The 15,612-nt window shown below is 70.7% G+C and carries 14 protein-coding genes; 4 read left to right on the forward strand and 10 right to left on the reverse strand.

From position 1 onward, the window contains the following. Positions 1–23 precede the first annotated feature (23 nt). Entirely contained in the window at positions 24–1,223 is a 1,200-nt protein-coding gene (locus ACWDRB_RS18595; RefSeq protein ID WP_355201669.1) for an MFS transporter, read from the reverse strand. 83 nt (positions 1,224–1,306) lie between these two features. Here ACWDRB_RS18595 and ACWDRB_RS18600 point away from each other — a divergent pair, with 83 nt between their 5' ends. Together ACWDRB_RS18600 and ACWDRB_RS18605 are read left to right on the forward strand one after the other, a co-directional pair. Beyond that, complete coding sequence (locus tag ACWDRB_RS18600; protein ID WP_449895302.1) at positions 1,307–1,903, forward strand: TetR/AcrR family transcriptional regulator; 597 nt, start codon at positions 1,307–1,309, stop codon at positions 1,901–1,903. Positions 1,904–1,912: 9 nt separating this feature from the next. Next, positions 1,913–2,692 (forward strand): DNA-formamidopyrimidine glycosylase family protein, encoded by a 780-nt coding sequence (locus ACWDRB_RS18605; protein ID WP_350724744.1) that lies wholly within the window; start codon positions 1,913–1,915, stop codon positions 2,690–2,692. Here the strand turns inward: ACWDRB_RS18605 and ACWDRB_RS18610 are convergent. The 6 genes from ACWDRB_RS18610 to ACWDRB_RS18635 all read right to left on the reverse strand — a co-directional run bounded on the left by ACWDRB_RS18610 (position 2,689) and on the right by ACWDRB_RS18635 (position 9,201). Continuing rightward, on the reverse strand, positions 2,689–3,045 hold the full coding sequence (locus tag ACWDRB_RS18610; RefSeq protein ID WP_185071833.1) for a helix-turn-helix domain-containing protein: 357 nt from the start codon (positions 3,043–3,045) through the stop codon (positions 2,689–2,691). The genes ACWDRB_RS18605 and ACWDRB_RS18610 overlap by 4 nt on opposite strands. A gap of 274 nt (positions 3,046–3,319) precedes the next feature. Beyond that, entirely contained in the window at positions 3,320–3,811 is a 492-nt protein-coding gene (locus ACWDRB_RS18615; RefSeq protein WP_355201665.1) for a CinA family protein, read from the reverse strand. A gap of 3 nt (positions 3,812–3,814) precedes the next feature. Beyond that, positions 3,815–4,387: a CDP-diacylglycerol--glycerol-3-phosphate 3-phosphatidyltransferase gene (pgsA, locus tag ACWDRB_RS18620; RefSeq protein WP_449895305.1), complete on the reverse strand. Its 573-nt coding sequence runs from the start codon at positions 4,385–4,387 to the stop codon at positions 3,815–3,817. Next, positions 4,384–5,793 carry a 30S ribosomal protein S12 methylthiotransferase RimO gene (gene rimO / locus ACWDRB_RS18625; protein ID WP_350724739.1) on the reverse strand — a complete coding sequence of 470 codons (1,410 nt, stop codon included), beginning with the start codon at positions 5,791–5,793 and terminating at the stop codon, positions 4,384–4,386. The genes pgsA and rimO overlap by 4 nt, the downstream gene beginning before the upstream one ends. Before the next feature lie 60 nt (positions 5,794–5,853). Next, the gene (locus tag ACWDRB_RS18630; RefSeq protein ID WP_363967632.1) at positions 5,854–6,624 is read right to left on the reverse strand and encodes a helix-turn-helix domain-containing protein; all 771 of its coding nucleotides are present in this window, start codon (positions 6,622–6,624) and stop codon (positions 5,854–5,856) included. 75 nt (positions 6,625–6,699) lie between these two features. Next, on the reverse strand, positions 6,700–9,201 hold the full coding sequence (locus tag ACWDRB_RS18635; RefSeq protein WP_449895307.1) for a DNA translocase FtsK: 2,502 nt from the start codon (positions 9,199–9,201) through the stop codon (positions 6,700–6,702). A gap of 146 nt (positions 9,202–9,347) precedes the next feature. Here ACWDRB_RS18635 and ACWDRB_RS18640 point away from each other — a divergent pair, with 146 nt between their 5' ends. Together ACWDRB_RS18640 and ACWDRB_RS18645 are read left to right on the forward strand one after the other, a co-directional pair. After that, positions 9,348–10,016 carry a tyrosine-protein phosphatase gene (locus tag ACWDRB_RS18640; protein ID WP_350724733.1) on the forward strand — a complete coding sequence of 223 codons (669 nt, stop codon included), beginning with the start codon at positions 9,348–9,350 and terminating at the stop codon, positions 10,014–10,016. 108 nt (positions 10,017–10,124) lie between these two features. Next, entirely contained in the window at positions 10,125–12,656 is a 2,532-nt protein-coding gene (locus ACWDRB_RS18645; protein ID WP_449895310.1) for a SpoIIE family protein phosphatase, read from the forward strand. Positions 12,657–12,662: 6 nt separating this feature from the next. Here ACWDRB_RS18645 and ACWDRB_RS18650 read toward each other — a convergent pair whose 3' ends face one another. The 3 genes from ACWDRB_RS18650 to ACWDRB_RS18660 all read right to left on the reverse strand — a co-directional run bounded on the left by ACWDRB_RS18650 (position 12,663) and on the right by ACWDRB_RS18660 (position 15,494). Then, positions 12,663–13,601: an aldose epimerase family protein gene (locus tag ACWDRB_RS18650; protein WP_449895312.1), complete on the reverse strand. Its 939-nt coding sequence runs from the start codon at positions 13,599–13,601 to the stop codon at positions 12,663–12,665. After that, on the reverse strand, positions 13,598–14,560 hold the full coding sequence (locus tag ACWDRB_RS18655; protein ID WP_350724727.1) for a LacI family DNA-binding transcriptional regulator: 963 nt from the start codon (positions 14,558–14,560) through the stop codon (positions 13,598–13,600). Before ACWDRB_RS18655 ends, ACWDRB_RS18650 begins: the two co-directional genes overlap by 4 nt. Positions 14,561–14,699: 139 nt before the next feature. Then, positions 14,700–15,494: an NAD-dependent epimerase/dehydratase family protein gene (locus ACWDRB_RS18660; RefSeq protein WP_363967642.1), complete on the reverse strand. Its 795-nt coding sequence runs from the start codon at positions 15,492–15,494 to the stop codon at positions 14,700–14,702. Positions 15,495–15,612: the final 118 nt, after the last annotated feature.

Consider the following 15,612-nt stretch of genomic DNA (forward strand, 5'->3'; position numbering starts at 1 on the left):
CCCGACGCAGCCGTTCTCGATCATCAACCGCCCGCCTCACCCTGCGGCGCCGCGCGATCCTCGACGGTAGCCGGGGGGCGTGCCCTGCCGGCCGCCCAGAAGAGCGCGAGGGCGGCCAGCTCGACGGCGGCCGCGGCCAAGGGCAGCCGGCCACTTCCGTGGCTCTCCAGAACGAGCCCGCCCACCGCGCCACCGCCCGAGACCCCGACGTAGACGGCGCTGCTGTTGAGCGCCAGCGCCTGCGGCCCGGCCGGGCCGGCCAGGGCGAGCAGCCGGGTCTGCGCGGGCGGCGGGATCCACCACGACACGGCCGCCCACACCAGCAGCAGCGGCAGGAGCGCGGGCAGCGGCAGCGGCCGCAGCGCCCAGCAGACGGCGAACAGGCCCATCACCGCCGTGAACCCGGCGATGCCCACGATCAGCGCCCGGTCGGCGCCCCACCGGTCGGCGGCCCACCCGCCGAGCTGTCCGCCCGCCAGCCCGGCGAGCCCGGCCAGCGCGAACACCCACCCCAGCTCCGCCGGCCCGGCCCCGGCCAGGTCCCGCAGGAACGGCGCGAGATAGGTCATCAGCATCATGCTGCCCAGCACGATCCCCACGACCCCGAGCAGGCCGAGCAGCACCTGCGGCCGGGCCAGCGGCGCCAGCCGCTCCCTGACCGGCATGGCGGCCGCCGGGGGTGACTCGGGCAGCGTCGCCCTGATCGCGACCAGCGCGACGAGCCCCAGCAGCCCGCCGAGCCCGAACGTGGCCTGCCAGCCGAACGCGCCGCCCACCCACGTGCCGACGGGAACGCCGAGCATGAGCGAGCCGGTCATCCCGCCCATCACCAGAGCCAGGTAACGTCCCCGGCGCTCTTCGGGGGCCAGCGAGGTCGCGAGGGCGTACACGGCGGGCACGACGGCAGCCGCGGCCAGCGCCGCCAGCACGCGCAGCCCCATGAGGACGGCGTAGGAGGTCGTGAACGCGGCCGCCCAGTTCGCTGCGGTGAACAGTGCCAGGGCCCAGGTGAACAGCCCCCGCCGCGACCAGGTGGCGCTCACCACGGAGGCCACGGGCGCCCCCAGCGCGAACGCCAGCGAGAAGGCGGTGACGAGCTGCCCGCCCGCCGCCACGCTGACCCCGAGATCGGCGGAGACCTCGGGCAGCACGCCCGCGATCACGTAGTCGTCGGTGGCGAAGGTGAACATGGTGAAGACCAGGGCGAGCAACCACGCGGGCATGGGTATCCCCTCGATAAGGGTAACAGTCGTTTCCCATATAAGGTAACAGTCGTAACCCCAATGACCGCAAAGGGATTTCGCCGATGGCCAGGACCGCCGACCCGCACCGCCGGGCCGAACTGCTCGACCAGATCGTCGACTACCTGGCCGGACATGGCCTCTCGACCCTGTCGATGCGCCCGCTCGCCGAGCACCTGGGCAAGTCCACCCGTGTGCTGACCCACCACTTCGCCGACAAGGAAGCGCTGCTCTCGGCCACCATGGAGCGCCTGGACGAGCGGCACCGCGAATGGCTGCGCGCGCTGCCGGGCTGGTCGGGCTCCGACAGCGTGGGCACGATCATCCGCCGCACCTGGGACTGGCAGGCACGGGAGGAGAATCTGCCGGTCGCCCGCCTGATCCGCGAGATCGAGGGGCTGGCGGCCGGTGGCCGGCTCCTGGGGCACGTGCCCCGGCTGCTGGCGGACCGGTCGGAGTTCGTGGCGGGCCTGCTGCGCGATCGGGGCGTCCCGGAGGCGGAGGCGATGCGGATCTCCACGCTGGTCAACTCGGCGTACTCGGGGCTGCAGATCGACTTCCTCACGACCGGCGAGCGCGAGCGTGCGGAGGAGGCGCTGGACCAGCTGTGCGCGCTGGTGGACGGCTGGGTGGCCGCGCACGAGGCGGGTGCGCGTTCTTAGACTGGAGGGATGCCCGAAGGAGACGCCGTCTACCGCACGGCCGCGAAGCTGCGCGGCGCGCTGGACGGTCAGGTGCTCACCAGGTCGGACTTCCGCGTCCCCAGGCACGCCACGGCCGACCTGACCGGCCGTACGGTCATCACCACGGTCTCCAGGGGCAAGCACCTGCTCACCCGCGTCGAAGGCGACCTGACCGTGCACACCCATCTGCGCATGGACGGGAGCTGGCAGGTCATGGCGGCCGGTCGCCGGACCGCTCCTGGCGACCAGGTCAGGCTGATCCTGGCCAACGAGCGATGGCAGGCGGTGGGGGTCAGGCTGGGAATGGTGGATCTCGTCAGGACAGGCGAGGAGGCACGGCTGGTCGGCCATCTGGGGCCGGATCTGCTCGGCCCGGACTGGGACCCGGATGAGGCCGTGCGAAGGCTGCGAGGGGCGCCCGACAGGACCATCGGGGAGGCGCTGCTCGATCAGCGCAACCTGGCTGGGATCGGCACGATCTATCGCGCCGAGACCCTGTTCCTGCGCGGTGTCTGGCCGTGGAAGAAGGTCGGGGAGATCGAGGATCTCAACGGGCTCGTGTCACTGGCCCAGCGCTTGCTGGACGCGAACAAGGGGCATGCGGGCACGGTGACCACAGGTGATCGCCGCCCGGCGAACCAGACGTGGGTCTACGGCAGGGCAGGGAGGCCCTGTCGCCGATGCGGCACCCGCATCAGCCGTGGGGAGATGGGGGCGCAGCCACAGGAACGGCTGATCCTGTGGTGTGCTGGCTGCCAGCTGGGTTAGGCAGCCACCATGTCCTTGACTTCGGGGAACACGGAGTCGGAAATAGACCCGGGGACCGTCTCCGTAAGGGGCAGCCGTTCGCGATCGGGCACGTCGGCCAGCACAGGGGCAGCCTGGAGCTCCGCCAGCGCGAACTGGTCGGAAACCTCACGCAACACCTGCGAAAGGGGAACTTCGAGTGCGCCGCAAATGGACGCCAGCAGCTCCGACGAGGCTTCCTTCTGGCCGCGCTCGACCTCGGACAAGTAGCCGAGCGAGACACGTGCCTGGGTGGACACCTCGCGTAGCGTGCGTCCCTGCCGCACCCTCAACCGCCTCAGCACGTCGCCGAGCAGCTGACGCAGCAGAATCATCTGTCGCTCCCTCCCCGGCGCGGATGACTTCACCACGCCCCGCGCGATCGGATCGTGCCGCACTGTGGTCTTCTTAGCTTCGTACATACTCCTCGCCGTCATCATGGGGCGTGGCCGCCCCTGGACCGCCGCTCGCGACGCTTCAGGCCCGCCTGCCGGGCGCTCGGTGCTTGCAGTTGGCTCACGGACCTCACTCACAGCTCCACCGTACCCGTATCCACCGACACCGCGTCAGACCGTGCTTCGCATGTTCGCTCGGGACGTAACACGGTAATCACCCGGAATGTTCCCCTATGTTCGCCTTCAGCACACCTGACAGTAGATCGACTGCCTCGTCCACCGTCTCTACCCTGATACGTTCGCGCGACCCGCCAAGTCTCAATTCACGCCCCCAAATCCTGCCCCCCGGCCCGCAGACGGCCGCGTACACGGTGCCGACGGGCTTGCCGTCCTGCGGCTCCGGCCCGGCCACACCCGTCACGGCCAGCCCGTACGTGGCCCCGCACAGCCGCGCGACCCCCGCCGCCATGGCCGCGGCCACCTCAGGATGTACGGCCCCCTCGCGCCGCAGCAACTCCCCCGGCACCCCTAGCAGCTCCTGCTTGAGGTCGGTGGCGTACGAGATCACCCCGCCCCTGAACGCCTTCGACGACCCCGAGACCGACGTGATGGCGGCCCCGATGAGCCCGCCGGTCAGCGACTCGGCCACCGCCACCGTGGCGGACCGGCCCACCAGCATCGTCAGAACCTCGGCCACGTCGGCCATCGATCACTCCCCGCGCACCTGCTTCGCGACCTTGCGCAGCCGCATTGCTCTGATGACGTAGTCGACCCCGGTGGCCACGGTGACCACCAGCGCCGCCCCCATGACCACCCACCGGACGGGCCCCGGCACCCCCGGCAGGAGGTAGAGCACGATCGCGGCGATCTGCAGCACGGTCTTGACCTTGCCGCCGTAGCTGGCCGGGATGACCGCGCGCCGCAGCAGCAGGAACCTGAGGGCCGTGATGCCGAGCTCCCTGGTGAGGATCGGGATCGTGACCCACCAGGGCAGCTCGTTGAGTATGGACAGGCTCACCAGCGCCGCGCCGGTGAGCGCCTTGTCCGCTATCGGGTCGGCGATCTTGCCGAAGTCGGTGATCAGGCCGTACCGCCTGGCCAGCTCACCGTCCAGGTGGTCGGTGATCGAGGCCACCGCGAAGACCGCCAGCGCGGCCACCCGCCAGCCCGTCCCCGGCAGGAACAGGCAGACGACGAAGAAGGGGACGAGCACCAACCGGAGAACCGTGAGGACGTTGGCGATGTTCCACGGGCTTACGACGCGGCGCTCGTCCCTTTTCATGGACTTGCCTTGATACGCGCGATCAGGTCGACCCCCTCGGAGTCGACCACGACCGCGCGCACGATCTGCCCCCTGACGAGGCCGATCCCCTGAACCGTGACGGAACCGTCGACCTCGGGACCCTGGTGGGCGGCCCGGCCCTCGTAGCCCCCGTCGCCCAGGTCGTCGTCGATCAGCACGTCGACCTCGGTGCCGATGCGCTCCTCCGCGCGCTGGGCGGTCAGCTCCTCGGCCAGCTCGGTGAGCACGCGCACGCGCTCGTCGATGACCTCCTGGTCGAGCTTGCCCGGCAGATCGGCGGCCTCCGTGCCGTCCTCGTCGGAGTAGCCGAACACGCCGATCACGTCGAGCCTGGCCGCCTCCAGGAAGCCCACCAGCTCGCCGAACTCCTCCTCGGTCTCGCCGGGGAAGCCCACGATGAAGTTGGAGCGCACGCCCGCCTCGGGAGCGCGCTCGCGGATGGTCTCGAGCAGCCCCAGGAAGCGCTCAGGGTCGCCGAAGCGGCGCATCCTGCGCAGCACGGTGCCGCTCGCGTGCTGGAAGGACAGGTCGAAGTAGGGGGCGACGCCCTCGGTGCCCGTGAGCACGTCGATGAGCCCAGGACGCAGCTCGGCGGGCTGCAGGTAGCTGACCCGCACCCGGGAGACGCCCTCGACGGCCGCCAGGTCGGGCAGCAGCTTCTCCAGCGCCCGGAGGTCACCGAGATCCTTGCCGTAGGACGTGGAGTTCTCGCTGACCAGGACGAGCTCGCGCACGCCACGGTGGGCCAGCCAGTCGGCCTCGGCCAGCAGCTCGTCGGGCCGGCGCGAGACGTAGGAGCCGCGGAAGGCCGGGATGGCGCAGAACGTGCAGCGCCGGTCGCAGCCGGAGGCCAGCTTGAGCGAGGCCACCGGGCTCTCGTCCAGGCGCTTGCGCAGCACGCGCGGGCCGCTCGCGGGCGCCAGGCCCGCGGGCAGATCGCCGTGACCGGGGATGTTGGCCTTGGGGGCACTGGCACGGTCCACCGGCGAGATGGGTAGCAGGGTGCGGCGGTCACGTGGCGTGTGGGGCTTCAGCGGCCGCCCGGCGAGGACGTCGTCGAGGCGGCCGCCGATCTCCGTGTAGTCGTCGAAGGAGATCACCGCGCTGGCTTCGGGCAGTGCCTCGGCCAGCTCGTTGCCGTAGCGCTCGGCCATACAGCCCGCTGCGACCACCTTTGCGCCGGTGTCGGCGGCGGCCAGCAGCGTGTCGATGGAGTCCTTCTTGGCCGAGTCGATGAAGCCACACGTGTTGACGACGACGACATCGGGGTCGTCGTCGCCCAGCTGCCAACCGGCAGCCTCAAGTCGCGCGGCCAGCTCCTCGGAGTCGACCTCGTTGCGCGCGCAGCCCAGAGTGATCAGCGATGCGGTTCGGCGGGATGACATGGTGAACACTACGGTATCGGGAGTTGGCCACCACCCGATGCACGGGCTCCCGCCAGATGGCTATCGCTCGGTCGTTTTGGGTGGCCCGAACGAGCGCCGCAGCATCTCCCCCCTGCCTGCGTCCAGCTTCACTTTCTTGCCGTTCACCTGCAGCGTAACGGCCGACGCATCCGCCAGCAGCACGCTGACCTTGTCTTCCGCACTCCACGTGTCGGACTTTCCGGCCTTCAGCGTGCCCGAGAACAGCTTGCGCCCCATCGCGTCGTGAGCCTGGACGTACGACGACCGCTTCGCCTTGATCTCGACGGTCACCGTGCGTTTGACCGCCTTGCCCGCCGCCGGCTTCGGCTGGACGGGCATGTTCGGCGGGACCTTGGGCCGGGCCGAGGCCACCTGCACGTCGGCCGTCCGCACCTGGTCGCTCGCGCCGCCCAGCACCCGCATCATGCCGAAGACGACCACGATCGCCAGCGCCACCCCGAGCGCCATCGTCCAGTTGGGCCCCCGCCGCTCCGGAACGTTGATCTTCTTGTCGGCCTGGAACACGGCCGAGGCCGCGACCGGCCTGGGCGCCCCGCCGTGCTGCTGGTCGTAGAGATGGACGGTGGCCTCCGGATCGAGCCCCACCGCCTTGGCCACGGCCTTGACGTGCCCCCTGGTGTAGAAGTCGCCACCGCACTGGCTGCCGTCATCCTGCTCCAGGCCATGGATGATCGCCTCGCGGATCCTGGTGGCCGCGCTGACCTGCTCGACGGTCAGCCCGGCAGCATGCCTGGCTGCCGCCAGCATGGCCCCGATGCTCTGCTCCTGCACAACGAACGCCTCCCCCACGGCACCTGCACCTGCTACCACAATGGGTAGTGATTTATATTCAACCAGTTACTACCCGGCAGGCACGCATTGGGGTCATTCGCCACGCAGGTCGGCCAGCAAACCCGGCAGATCGTCCGGTTTGACCAGCACCTCGCGGGCCTTGGAGCCCTCGCTCGGGCCGACCACGTTCCGGCTCTCCAGGAGGTCCATCAGCCGTCCCGCCTTGGCGAACCCGACCCGCAGCTTGCGCTGCAGCATCGAGGTCGAGCCGAACTGGGTGGTCACGATCAGCTCGGCGGCCTGGATCAGCACGTCGAGGTCGTCGCCGATGTCCTCGTCGATCTCCCGCTTGACCGGCGCGGCGGCCACGTCCTCGCGGTATTCGGCCTGCATCTGCGCCTTGCAGTGCGTGACGATCTCGGCGATCTCCTTCTCGGAGACGAACGCGTTCTGGATGCGGATGGGCTTGCTCGCGCCCATCGGCAGGAACAGCGCGTCACCCTGGCCGACCAGCTTGTCGGCGCCCGGCTGGTCGAGGATGACCCGCGAGTCGGTGAGGCTCGACACGGCGAACGCCAGCCTGGACGGCACGTTCGCCTTGATCAGGCCGGTGACGACATCGACGGAGGGCCGCTGGGTGGCGATCACCAGGTGGATGCCGGCCGCGCGGGCGAGCTGCGTGATGCGCACGATCGAGTCCTCGACGTCGCGCGGGGCCACCATCATGAGGTCGGCCAGCTCGTCCACGATCACCAGCAGGTACGGGTACGGCTGGTAGACCCGCTCGCTCCCGGGCGGCGGCTGCAGCTTGCCGGCCCGCACGGCCTTGTTGAACTCGTCGACGTGCCTGAACCCCGACGCCGCCAGGTCGTCGTAGCGCCGGTCCATCTCGCCCACGACCCATTCGAGGGCTTCGGCGGCCTTCTTCGGGCTGGTGATGATCGGCGTGATCAGGTGGGGGATGCCCTCGTACACGCTGAGCTCGACCCGCTTCGGGTCGACCAGCACCATCCGCACCTCGTCGGGCGTGGCCCGCATCAGGATGCTGGTGATCAGCCCGTTGACGCAGACCGACTTACCGGCGCCGGTGGCGCCCGCGATGAGCAGGTGGGGCATTTTGGCGAGGTTCGCGACGATGGTGCGGCCCTCGACGTCCTTGCCCAGGCCGACGATCATCGGGTGATGGTCGGCCTGCGCCACCTGCGCACGCAGCACGTCGCCCAGGGCCACCAGGTCCTTGTCGGCGTTCGGGATCTCGACCCCGATCGCCGACTTGCCCGGGATGGGCGACAGGATCCGGACGTCGGCGGACTTGACGGCGTACGCGATGTTCTTCGTGAGCGCCGTGACCTTCTCCACCTTGACCGCGGGCCCCAGCTCGATCTCGTAGCGGGTCACCGTCGGCCCCCGGGTGAACCCGATCACCTGCGCGTCGATGGTGAACTGCTCCAGCACGCTGGTCAGCGCGTTGACCACGGTGGTGTTGGCCTTGGTCTGCGGCTTGGGGGCCGTGCCCTGCTTGAGGAACTGCAGGTCGGGCAGGCTGTACGGGCCCGCCTGCGGCGACAGCACGAGCTGCTCCACCTTGCGGGGCGCGGGCGTCGGCTGGGGCGGCTCCGGCCGCTTCTCGGGCTCGGCGGCGGGCGCCTCGTCCTCGTCCGTCAGACCGGGCACGATCTCGGGCGAGTGCTCGGGCCGCTTGTCGGTCTTGTCCGACAGGACCGGGGTGTCGTACGGCTTGACCGATTCGCCCCCCTCATCGGCGGACTTCTTGGAGGTCCTGACCCGCTTCTTGCCCGGCTGCCGCGGCGCGGGCTCGGCATGCCGCTCGAAGAGCATGTGCTTCAGCTCGGCCAGCCGCTCCGGGATCCGGTGCACGGGGGTCGCGGTGATCACCAGCACGCCGAACCCGGACAGGAGCAGCAGCAGCGGGATCGTGATCCACGGCGGCAGGATGCTCATCGGCGGCGCCGACACGATGAACCCGACCATGCCCCCGGCCTGCGACACCCTGTCCATGCCCTGGCCCTCGCCGGCCGGGTAGGGGGTGCCGTTGGCCACGTGGATGACGCCCAGCACGCCGACCATCAGCGCGGCCCACCCGATCACCATGCGCCCGGTGTCGGCGTTCTGGTCGGGGTGGCGCAGGTAGCGCCAGGCCAGCAGCCCGAACAGCAGCGGCAGCGCCCACGCCAGCGAGCCGAACACGCCGTGCACGGTCGCGTTCACCACGCCGGAGACGGCCCCGTCGGCGTTGCGCCACGTCATGGCCGCCAGCACGATCGCTCCCGCGAGCACCGTCAGGCCCACCCCGTCGCGCCGGTGCGCGGGATCGAGCTCGCGGGCGTTCTTGCCCAGCGCGCGAGCCGTGCTGCCGATGCCGTTGGCGAGCAGCATCCACAGCCCGACGATCAGCTTGCCGATCATCGTGAAGACCCAGCTGATCGGGTCCGGGTGGGTCATCGAAGGCTTGCGACCGGAGGCCGCCCGGGGACGTCCCGTCGACGAGGCCCCGCGCTTGGCGGGGGTCGAGCGAGACGAGGTCGACCGCTTCGCCGGCCCCTTCGATGCGCTTTTCGGCGTACGGGTGGCCATGATGCCAAAGGTACGTCGGAGACACCGTGGATCGCGCGGAGGCTCGCCGACGACCCCGCCAAACGGGCACGAAGATCCCGGGAAGGTTCACCCGATGTCCACGTAAAAGCCGTACGGCCGCAGACAACTCCTTCCTGAATGGTCCTATGCCACTCCTCAACCTCCGGGACATCGCGACGGAGACCGCGCTGCGCCCCGGTGTGCTCTACCGCTCCGCGCAGCCGCACACCCTCACGGCCGAGGACGCGAAGCTGGTGGCCGGGCTGCGGCTCATCGCCGACCTGCGCGGCGACAACGAGCGGGGCCCCGGCGACTGGGCGCCCGTCCTCGGCGGCGCCGTCCGGCACGCGCTGCTCGGCGCGGGCTCCTCCGACGCCTCGCCCGCCCAGCTCGCGGCGCTGCCGCCCGACCTGACCCTCGGCGACCTGTACGTCGGCCTCCTGCGGCACAGGACGACCTGGTTCGCCGGCGTCGTCGCCGAGATCGCCGACGGCCTGCCCGCCCTCGTCCACTGCGCCGCCGGCAAGGACCGCACCGGCATCGTCGTCGCGCTGATCCTCGACCTGCTCGGCGTGGAGCACGAGGCCATCGTCCGCGACTACGCACTCACCGCGAAGGCGCTGCCCGACGTCATGGTGATGCTCGACATGACGCCGTCGCGGGACGCGCCCGCCGCGCTGCTGGAGGCGCCGGAGAGCGCGATGCGGACGTTCCTGGTCGCGCTGGGCGAACTCGGCGGCGCGGAGCGGCTCCTGCTGGCCAACGGCCTCACCAAGGCGCACGTGGACCGCCTCAGGGCCGCCCTCGTGCCCTGAGCGCGCCGGTCCGGCCCACCTTCTTCACAACAGGAGGTATCAACGGCACCATTCTGACACTCTGAGAGTGACCGTACTGCCACATCGAGTGATGTTCTAGGACGCAGAGTGGACACGACCAGGGTGTCGAGCACGGCCTTCGACGGGACTCCCCATGCCCCGGCTCAGGCGCGCAAGTTCGTCCGCCAGGTGCTCGGCGAATGGCGCCTGAGCCATCTGGCGGAGGACGCCGTGCTGCTGACCAGCGAACTCGTCACGAACGCCGTCGTGCACGCGGGCACCGGCGTCGAGCTCACCTGCCGCCTGGACGTGACGGCCAGCCCTCCGAAGCTGGAGATCGAGGTCGACGACCGCCACCCCACGCGGACGATCCTGGCGGCCGGGCCCGCGCCCGAGCCGACGCGCGCGTCCGGGCGCGGCCTCGCGCTCGCGGGCATGCTGGCCGACGCCTGGGGCGTCACGTACACGAGGACCGCCAAGCGCGTCTGGGTGCGCATGGAGATCTCGGACGGCTGCGACGTCCAGGAGCCCGCGCCGCCGCCGCCCACCGCGGCGCCCATCGAGACCCTGCACGTCGGCGTGATCGTCGCCGACCGCGACGGGGTCGTGCGGTCGTGGAACCCGGAGGCCGAGAAGCTGCTCGGCTGGCGGGCCGACCAGGCGGTCGGCCGATCCCTGGAGCGGTTAGTGGCCTGGCGCGGCCACGGGCCGTACGCGCTGTCGCTGGCCGACACCCTCGGCCTGGGCCGGTGGCGGGGCGAGGCGCGCATGCGGCACCAGGACGGCCGGCTCGTCCCCGTCTACGTCTCCCACCTGCGCTCCCGGCGGCAGCGCTGCTCGATCTGGATGGTGGTGGCCGCCGACCACGGCTACGTGCTGACGCCGCCGCCGGCGCCGCAGCTGGGCGGGGCAGGCCGGCGCATCAAGGACCTGCTCGGCCAGGACATGCCGTTCGCCGAGCTGCTCGACACGATCGCCCGGATCGTGCAGATCTCCAGCGGGGGCGACGCCGCGTACGTGCTGCTCGCCGCGGAAGGCGGCAACAGGTTCGGCGTGGCGGCGGGCGCGGGCGCGACGGCGGGGCTGGTGGGGGTGCTGGCCACCGGCGTGTTCGGCGCGGAGCGCACGACCCCCACGATGATCGAGGACCTGCTCGCCGTGGACGTCGAGCTGGCCCAGCAGTTGCGCGCCAGGTCGCTGGCGTGCGCGCCGCTGCTGGTCGGCGGCGAGCTGGCCGGCTACATCGTGGTGACGGCCGCCCAGCCGGACCGCTTCGACCAGGAGCTCACGGTCAGCCTCCAGCACATCGCCGGCCAGGTGGCCGTGCCCGTGCAGCGCGAGCGGCTGGCCGAGCAGGACCGCGCGCACCGGGGGCGGCTGTCGTTCCTGGCGGAGGCGGGCGAGCTGCTCGCGGGCGTGCACGACGAGGAGCTGATCGCGGCGCTGACCGCGCAGCTCGTCGTACCCAAGATCGCCACCTGGGCGGCCGTCTACCTGACCGACCTCGCGGGCATGACCAGGCTCGCCCACGTCTGGCACAGCGAGGAGCGCCACAACGCCGACCTGCGCAAGTCGCTGCCCGCCATCCCGCGCACCGCCCTCAGCGAGGTGAGCTGGCCGGTCGGCCCCGAGACCGTGCTGTCGTTCCCGCTGCTCACGCAGGGCAGGTCGCACGGGGCGCTGGTGATCGGCCGCACCGAGCCGACCCTGCCGCTGGAGCTGGCCGACCTGCTGTCGGACCTGTGCCGCCTGGTGGCGCTCAACCTGCACACCGCCATGCTGTACGCCAGGCAGGCGACCACCTCCCGGGTGCTGCAGCGCAGCCTGCTGCCCATGCGCGTGGCGCCCATGCCCGGCCTGGAGTCCGCGGTCGTCTACGAGCCGGCCGAGGAGGGGGCGCACGTCGGGGGCGACTTCTACGACCTGTTCACGGTGGCCGACCACTGGTGCTTCGCGCTGGGCGACGTCTGCGGCAGCGGGCCCGAGGCGGCGGCCGTCACCGGGCTCGCCCGCCACGCCGTACGCCTGCTGGCCAAGGAGCACTACACGGTGGCCGACATCTTCGACCGGCTCAACCACGCGCTGCTGGAGGAGGGTGAGGAGGGCAGGTTCCTCAGCCTGCTGTGCGGCGAGCTGACCCCGCTGCCGCAGGGCGGCGCGCTCTGCACGATCGCCTCCGCGGGCCACCCTCCCCCACTCCTGCTGCGGCGGGACGGCAAGGTCGAGCCCATGGCGAGCCCGCAGCTCCTGCTGGGCATCGAGTCCGGCGCCAGGTTCTACGTCGAGACGTTCGAGCTGGCGCCGGAGGAGCTGCTGCTGTGCGTCACCGACGGGGTGACCGAGCGGCGCAACGGCGGCCGGCTGCTCGACGACGGCGACGGGCTGGCCGAGCTGCTGTCCGGCTGCACGGGGCTGAGCGCCCACGCGGTGGCCGAACGCGTGCGGCACGCGGTCGAGACGTTCGCCGATGAGCCGTCGCAGGACGACGTGGCCCTGTTGGTGATCAAGGCCTCCGCCGCCCTGCACCGCGAGGGAGCGCCGTCGCCTGGACTGAGGAGCGCCGGGAGCGCAGCGACCAGAGCGACGAGGGAAGGCGACGGCGCTCCAGCGACCGAGCCGCCTCACGGAGTGAGGCCATGAGCAGGGTCAGGACGTGAACCGGTACGTGGTCGTCGAGGTGCGGCGCGTGCCCGGGCGGAGCACCGTGGAAGGGAACTGGGGCTTGTTGGGCGAGTCGGGGAAGTGCTGCGTCTCCAGGCACAGCCCGCCGAAGGGCCCGTACGGCGTCGCGTCCCCGTCCAGCATGTGGCCGGTGTAGAACTGCACGCCCGGCTCGGTCGTCGTGACCTCCATGGTCAGGTCGCCGGCCGTCACCGTGGCACCGCCACCGCCGAGCACGTAGCAGTGGTCGTAGGCGCCGTCGTTGCGCTCCCCCACCGCGTGCGGCTCGGTGAAGTCGAACGCCGTGCCCTTGACCGGCGCGAGCTCTCCCGTAGGGATCTTGGCGTCGTCCACCGGCAGGTAGTGGTCGGCGTCGATCCGCACGACGTGGTCGCGCACGTCGCCCTCGCCCGAGAGGTCGAAGTAGGAGTGGTTGGTCAGGTTGACCACGGTCGGGGCCTCGGTCTCCGTCTCGTAGTCGATGCGGAGCGCGTCGTCCTCGAGCGTGTACGTCACCCGGGCGGTCAGCGTGCCGGGGTAGCCCTCGTCGCCGTCGGAGCTGATCAGCCTGAGCGTCACCGACGTGGCGTCGTTGGACTCGATGGACCACACCTGCTTGTCGAAGCCCACGATGCCGCCGTGCAGGTGGGCGGTGCCGTTGTTGACGGCCAGCTCGTACTCGACGCCGTCCAGGGTGAAGCGGCCGTTCGCGATGCGGTTGCCGTACCTGCCGACGACCGCGCCGAAGTAGCGGCTGCGGGTCAGGTAGTCCTCCAGCGTGTCCAGGCCGAGGACCACGTTGCGGCCGGACACCTCCAGCGAGCGCACGATGGCGCCGTACGTGAGCACCTCGGCGCGCAGCCGTCCCGACGACAGCTCCACCAGCTCGACGCTCTCCCCTGACGGCAGCGTTCCGAAGTTCATGATTGGGCCCTTCCCGTGGACTCTCTGACAATGAGGGCGGTGTCGAGGGTCACTGTCGCGCCCTCGCCCCCCGACTGGAGCAGCAGGTCGACGGCCATCCTCCCGGCGGCCACCGCCGGCATGGCCACCGTGGTGAGCTTGGGCCGGTTGAGCCGTCCCGGCAGGATGTCGTCGAACCCGATCACACTTATCTGGTCTGGTACCCCTATCCCCATCTCCGACAGCCCCTCAATGAGGCCAAGCGCGACGAGATCGTTGTACGCCAGCACCGCCGTGGCCCCGCAGGCCGCCACGTCGGCGGCCACCGCCAGGCCGCCCGACTCCGTGGGCTGGTTGGGGCCGAAGAAGACGAGGTCGAGCCCGGGCGCCTCGGCCGCGGCACCCTGCATCTCGTTGCTGGTCCACGAGCCGATCGGGCCCGACACGAGCGCGATCCTGCGATGCCCCAGCCCGACCAGGTGCTCCAGTGCCAGCTTGGCGCCCTGGGCGACGTTCATCAGCACGGCGGGCATGCCCCGGATGCGCCGGTTGACCACCACGAACGGCACGTCCTCGGCCAGCCGTTCGATCATCTTGTTCGACAGGCGGGGGCTGCACAGCAGGACGCCGTCCACCTGCTTGGTGAACGTCCTGATCAGCTCCTCCTCGACGCGCGGATCCTCGTCGGTGTCGGCCACGAACACGTGGTAGTCGCGGCCCCTGGCCTGCGCCTGGGCGGCCTTGATGAGCGGCGGGAAGAACGGGTTGGCGATGTCCGCCACGATCAGGCCCATGTTGAACGTGCGGCCGGTCGTGAGCGCCCTGGCGGCGCGGTTGGGCCGGTAACCGAGGTCGTCGGCGGCGGCCAGCACACGGCTTCTGGTGGCAGGATTGACCAGGTGGGGGGCGGAGAAGGTGCGGGACACGGTGGAGACGTGCACGCCGCAGGCGCGGGCCACGTCCTTGATCGTCGCCGCCATCGTCGTTCTCCCTTGCAAACGGTTGCCAGAATAAACCTTGACCTTCGCGCCTCCCGTCGTCAAGGTTCTTGCAACCGGTTGCCGGCCCCTCCGCTGATGCGGCCGGCCCGGTACGGCAGCGGCCGCCGATCAACCAGGGTTACCAGCGACCCCCCAGCTCGTTGAGGGTGAACACCCCTCCGGCGCGGTTGTGGAGCGGCTCAGAAAGATCCGGCTCCCCCAGCTCGGCGATGAGCGCCGCCGCCTGGGAGTCGGAGGAGTCGCGGGACTCGTACCCGATGGCCTTGGCCTCCTCCAGCGACCACCACCGCCGCGCGTTGTCCGAGACCCCCCAGACCACGTGGTACCCGGGCGCGGTCAGCGCCGCCTCGATCAGCCGGGTCAGGTCGTCAGGTGAGATCCACGTGGCCAGCCCGCGCGTGTCGCCGGAGGCCTCGTTGCAGGTGCCGAGCCGGACCACGGTGACGTTCATGCCGAACCGGTCGTGGTACAGGCTCCCGAGCGCCTCCATGACGACCTTGCTCACTCCGTAGAAGGTGTCAGGCCGGGGAAAGGCGTAGTCGGGCAAATCGGAGCCGTCAGCGGGGCGGGTGTGGTAACCGGCCGCGTGATGGCTGCCCATGAGCACCAACTGCTGGACGCCCTCCTCGCGCGCCGCCTCCAACAGCACTTGCGTGCCGTTGATGTTGGCCTGCACGATGTCCGCCCAGGGATGTTCCCGGCTCTGGCCGCCAAGGTGGATCACCGCGTCCACGCCCTTCATCGCCTCGGCCACCGCGGCCGGGTCGGCGAGGTCGGCAGTCACCCACTCCTCGCCGGGGCCCGGCTCGATCGGGTGAAGGTCGGAAAGCCGCAGGGTGCGGCCGTCACGGGCGAGCCGTGGGCGGAGCAGCGTGCCAACTTTTCCAGCGGCTCCGGTCATAAGAATGCGCATGTCTCATGGTGTACACGATTCTGGCCGAAATTCACATCCTTGAATATTGACCGTGAACCATGCAACTAGTTACGTTCACAGCCACGAGTTCAAGTCCACGACTCAAGTCCACGTATGT

This window comes from Nonomuraea sp. NPDC003707, from assembly GCF_053587055.1.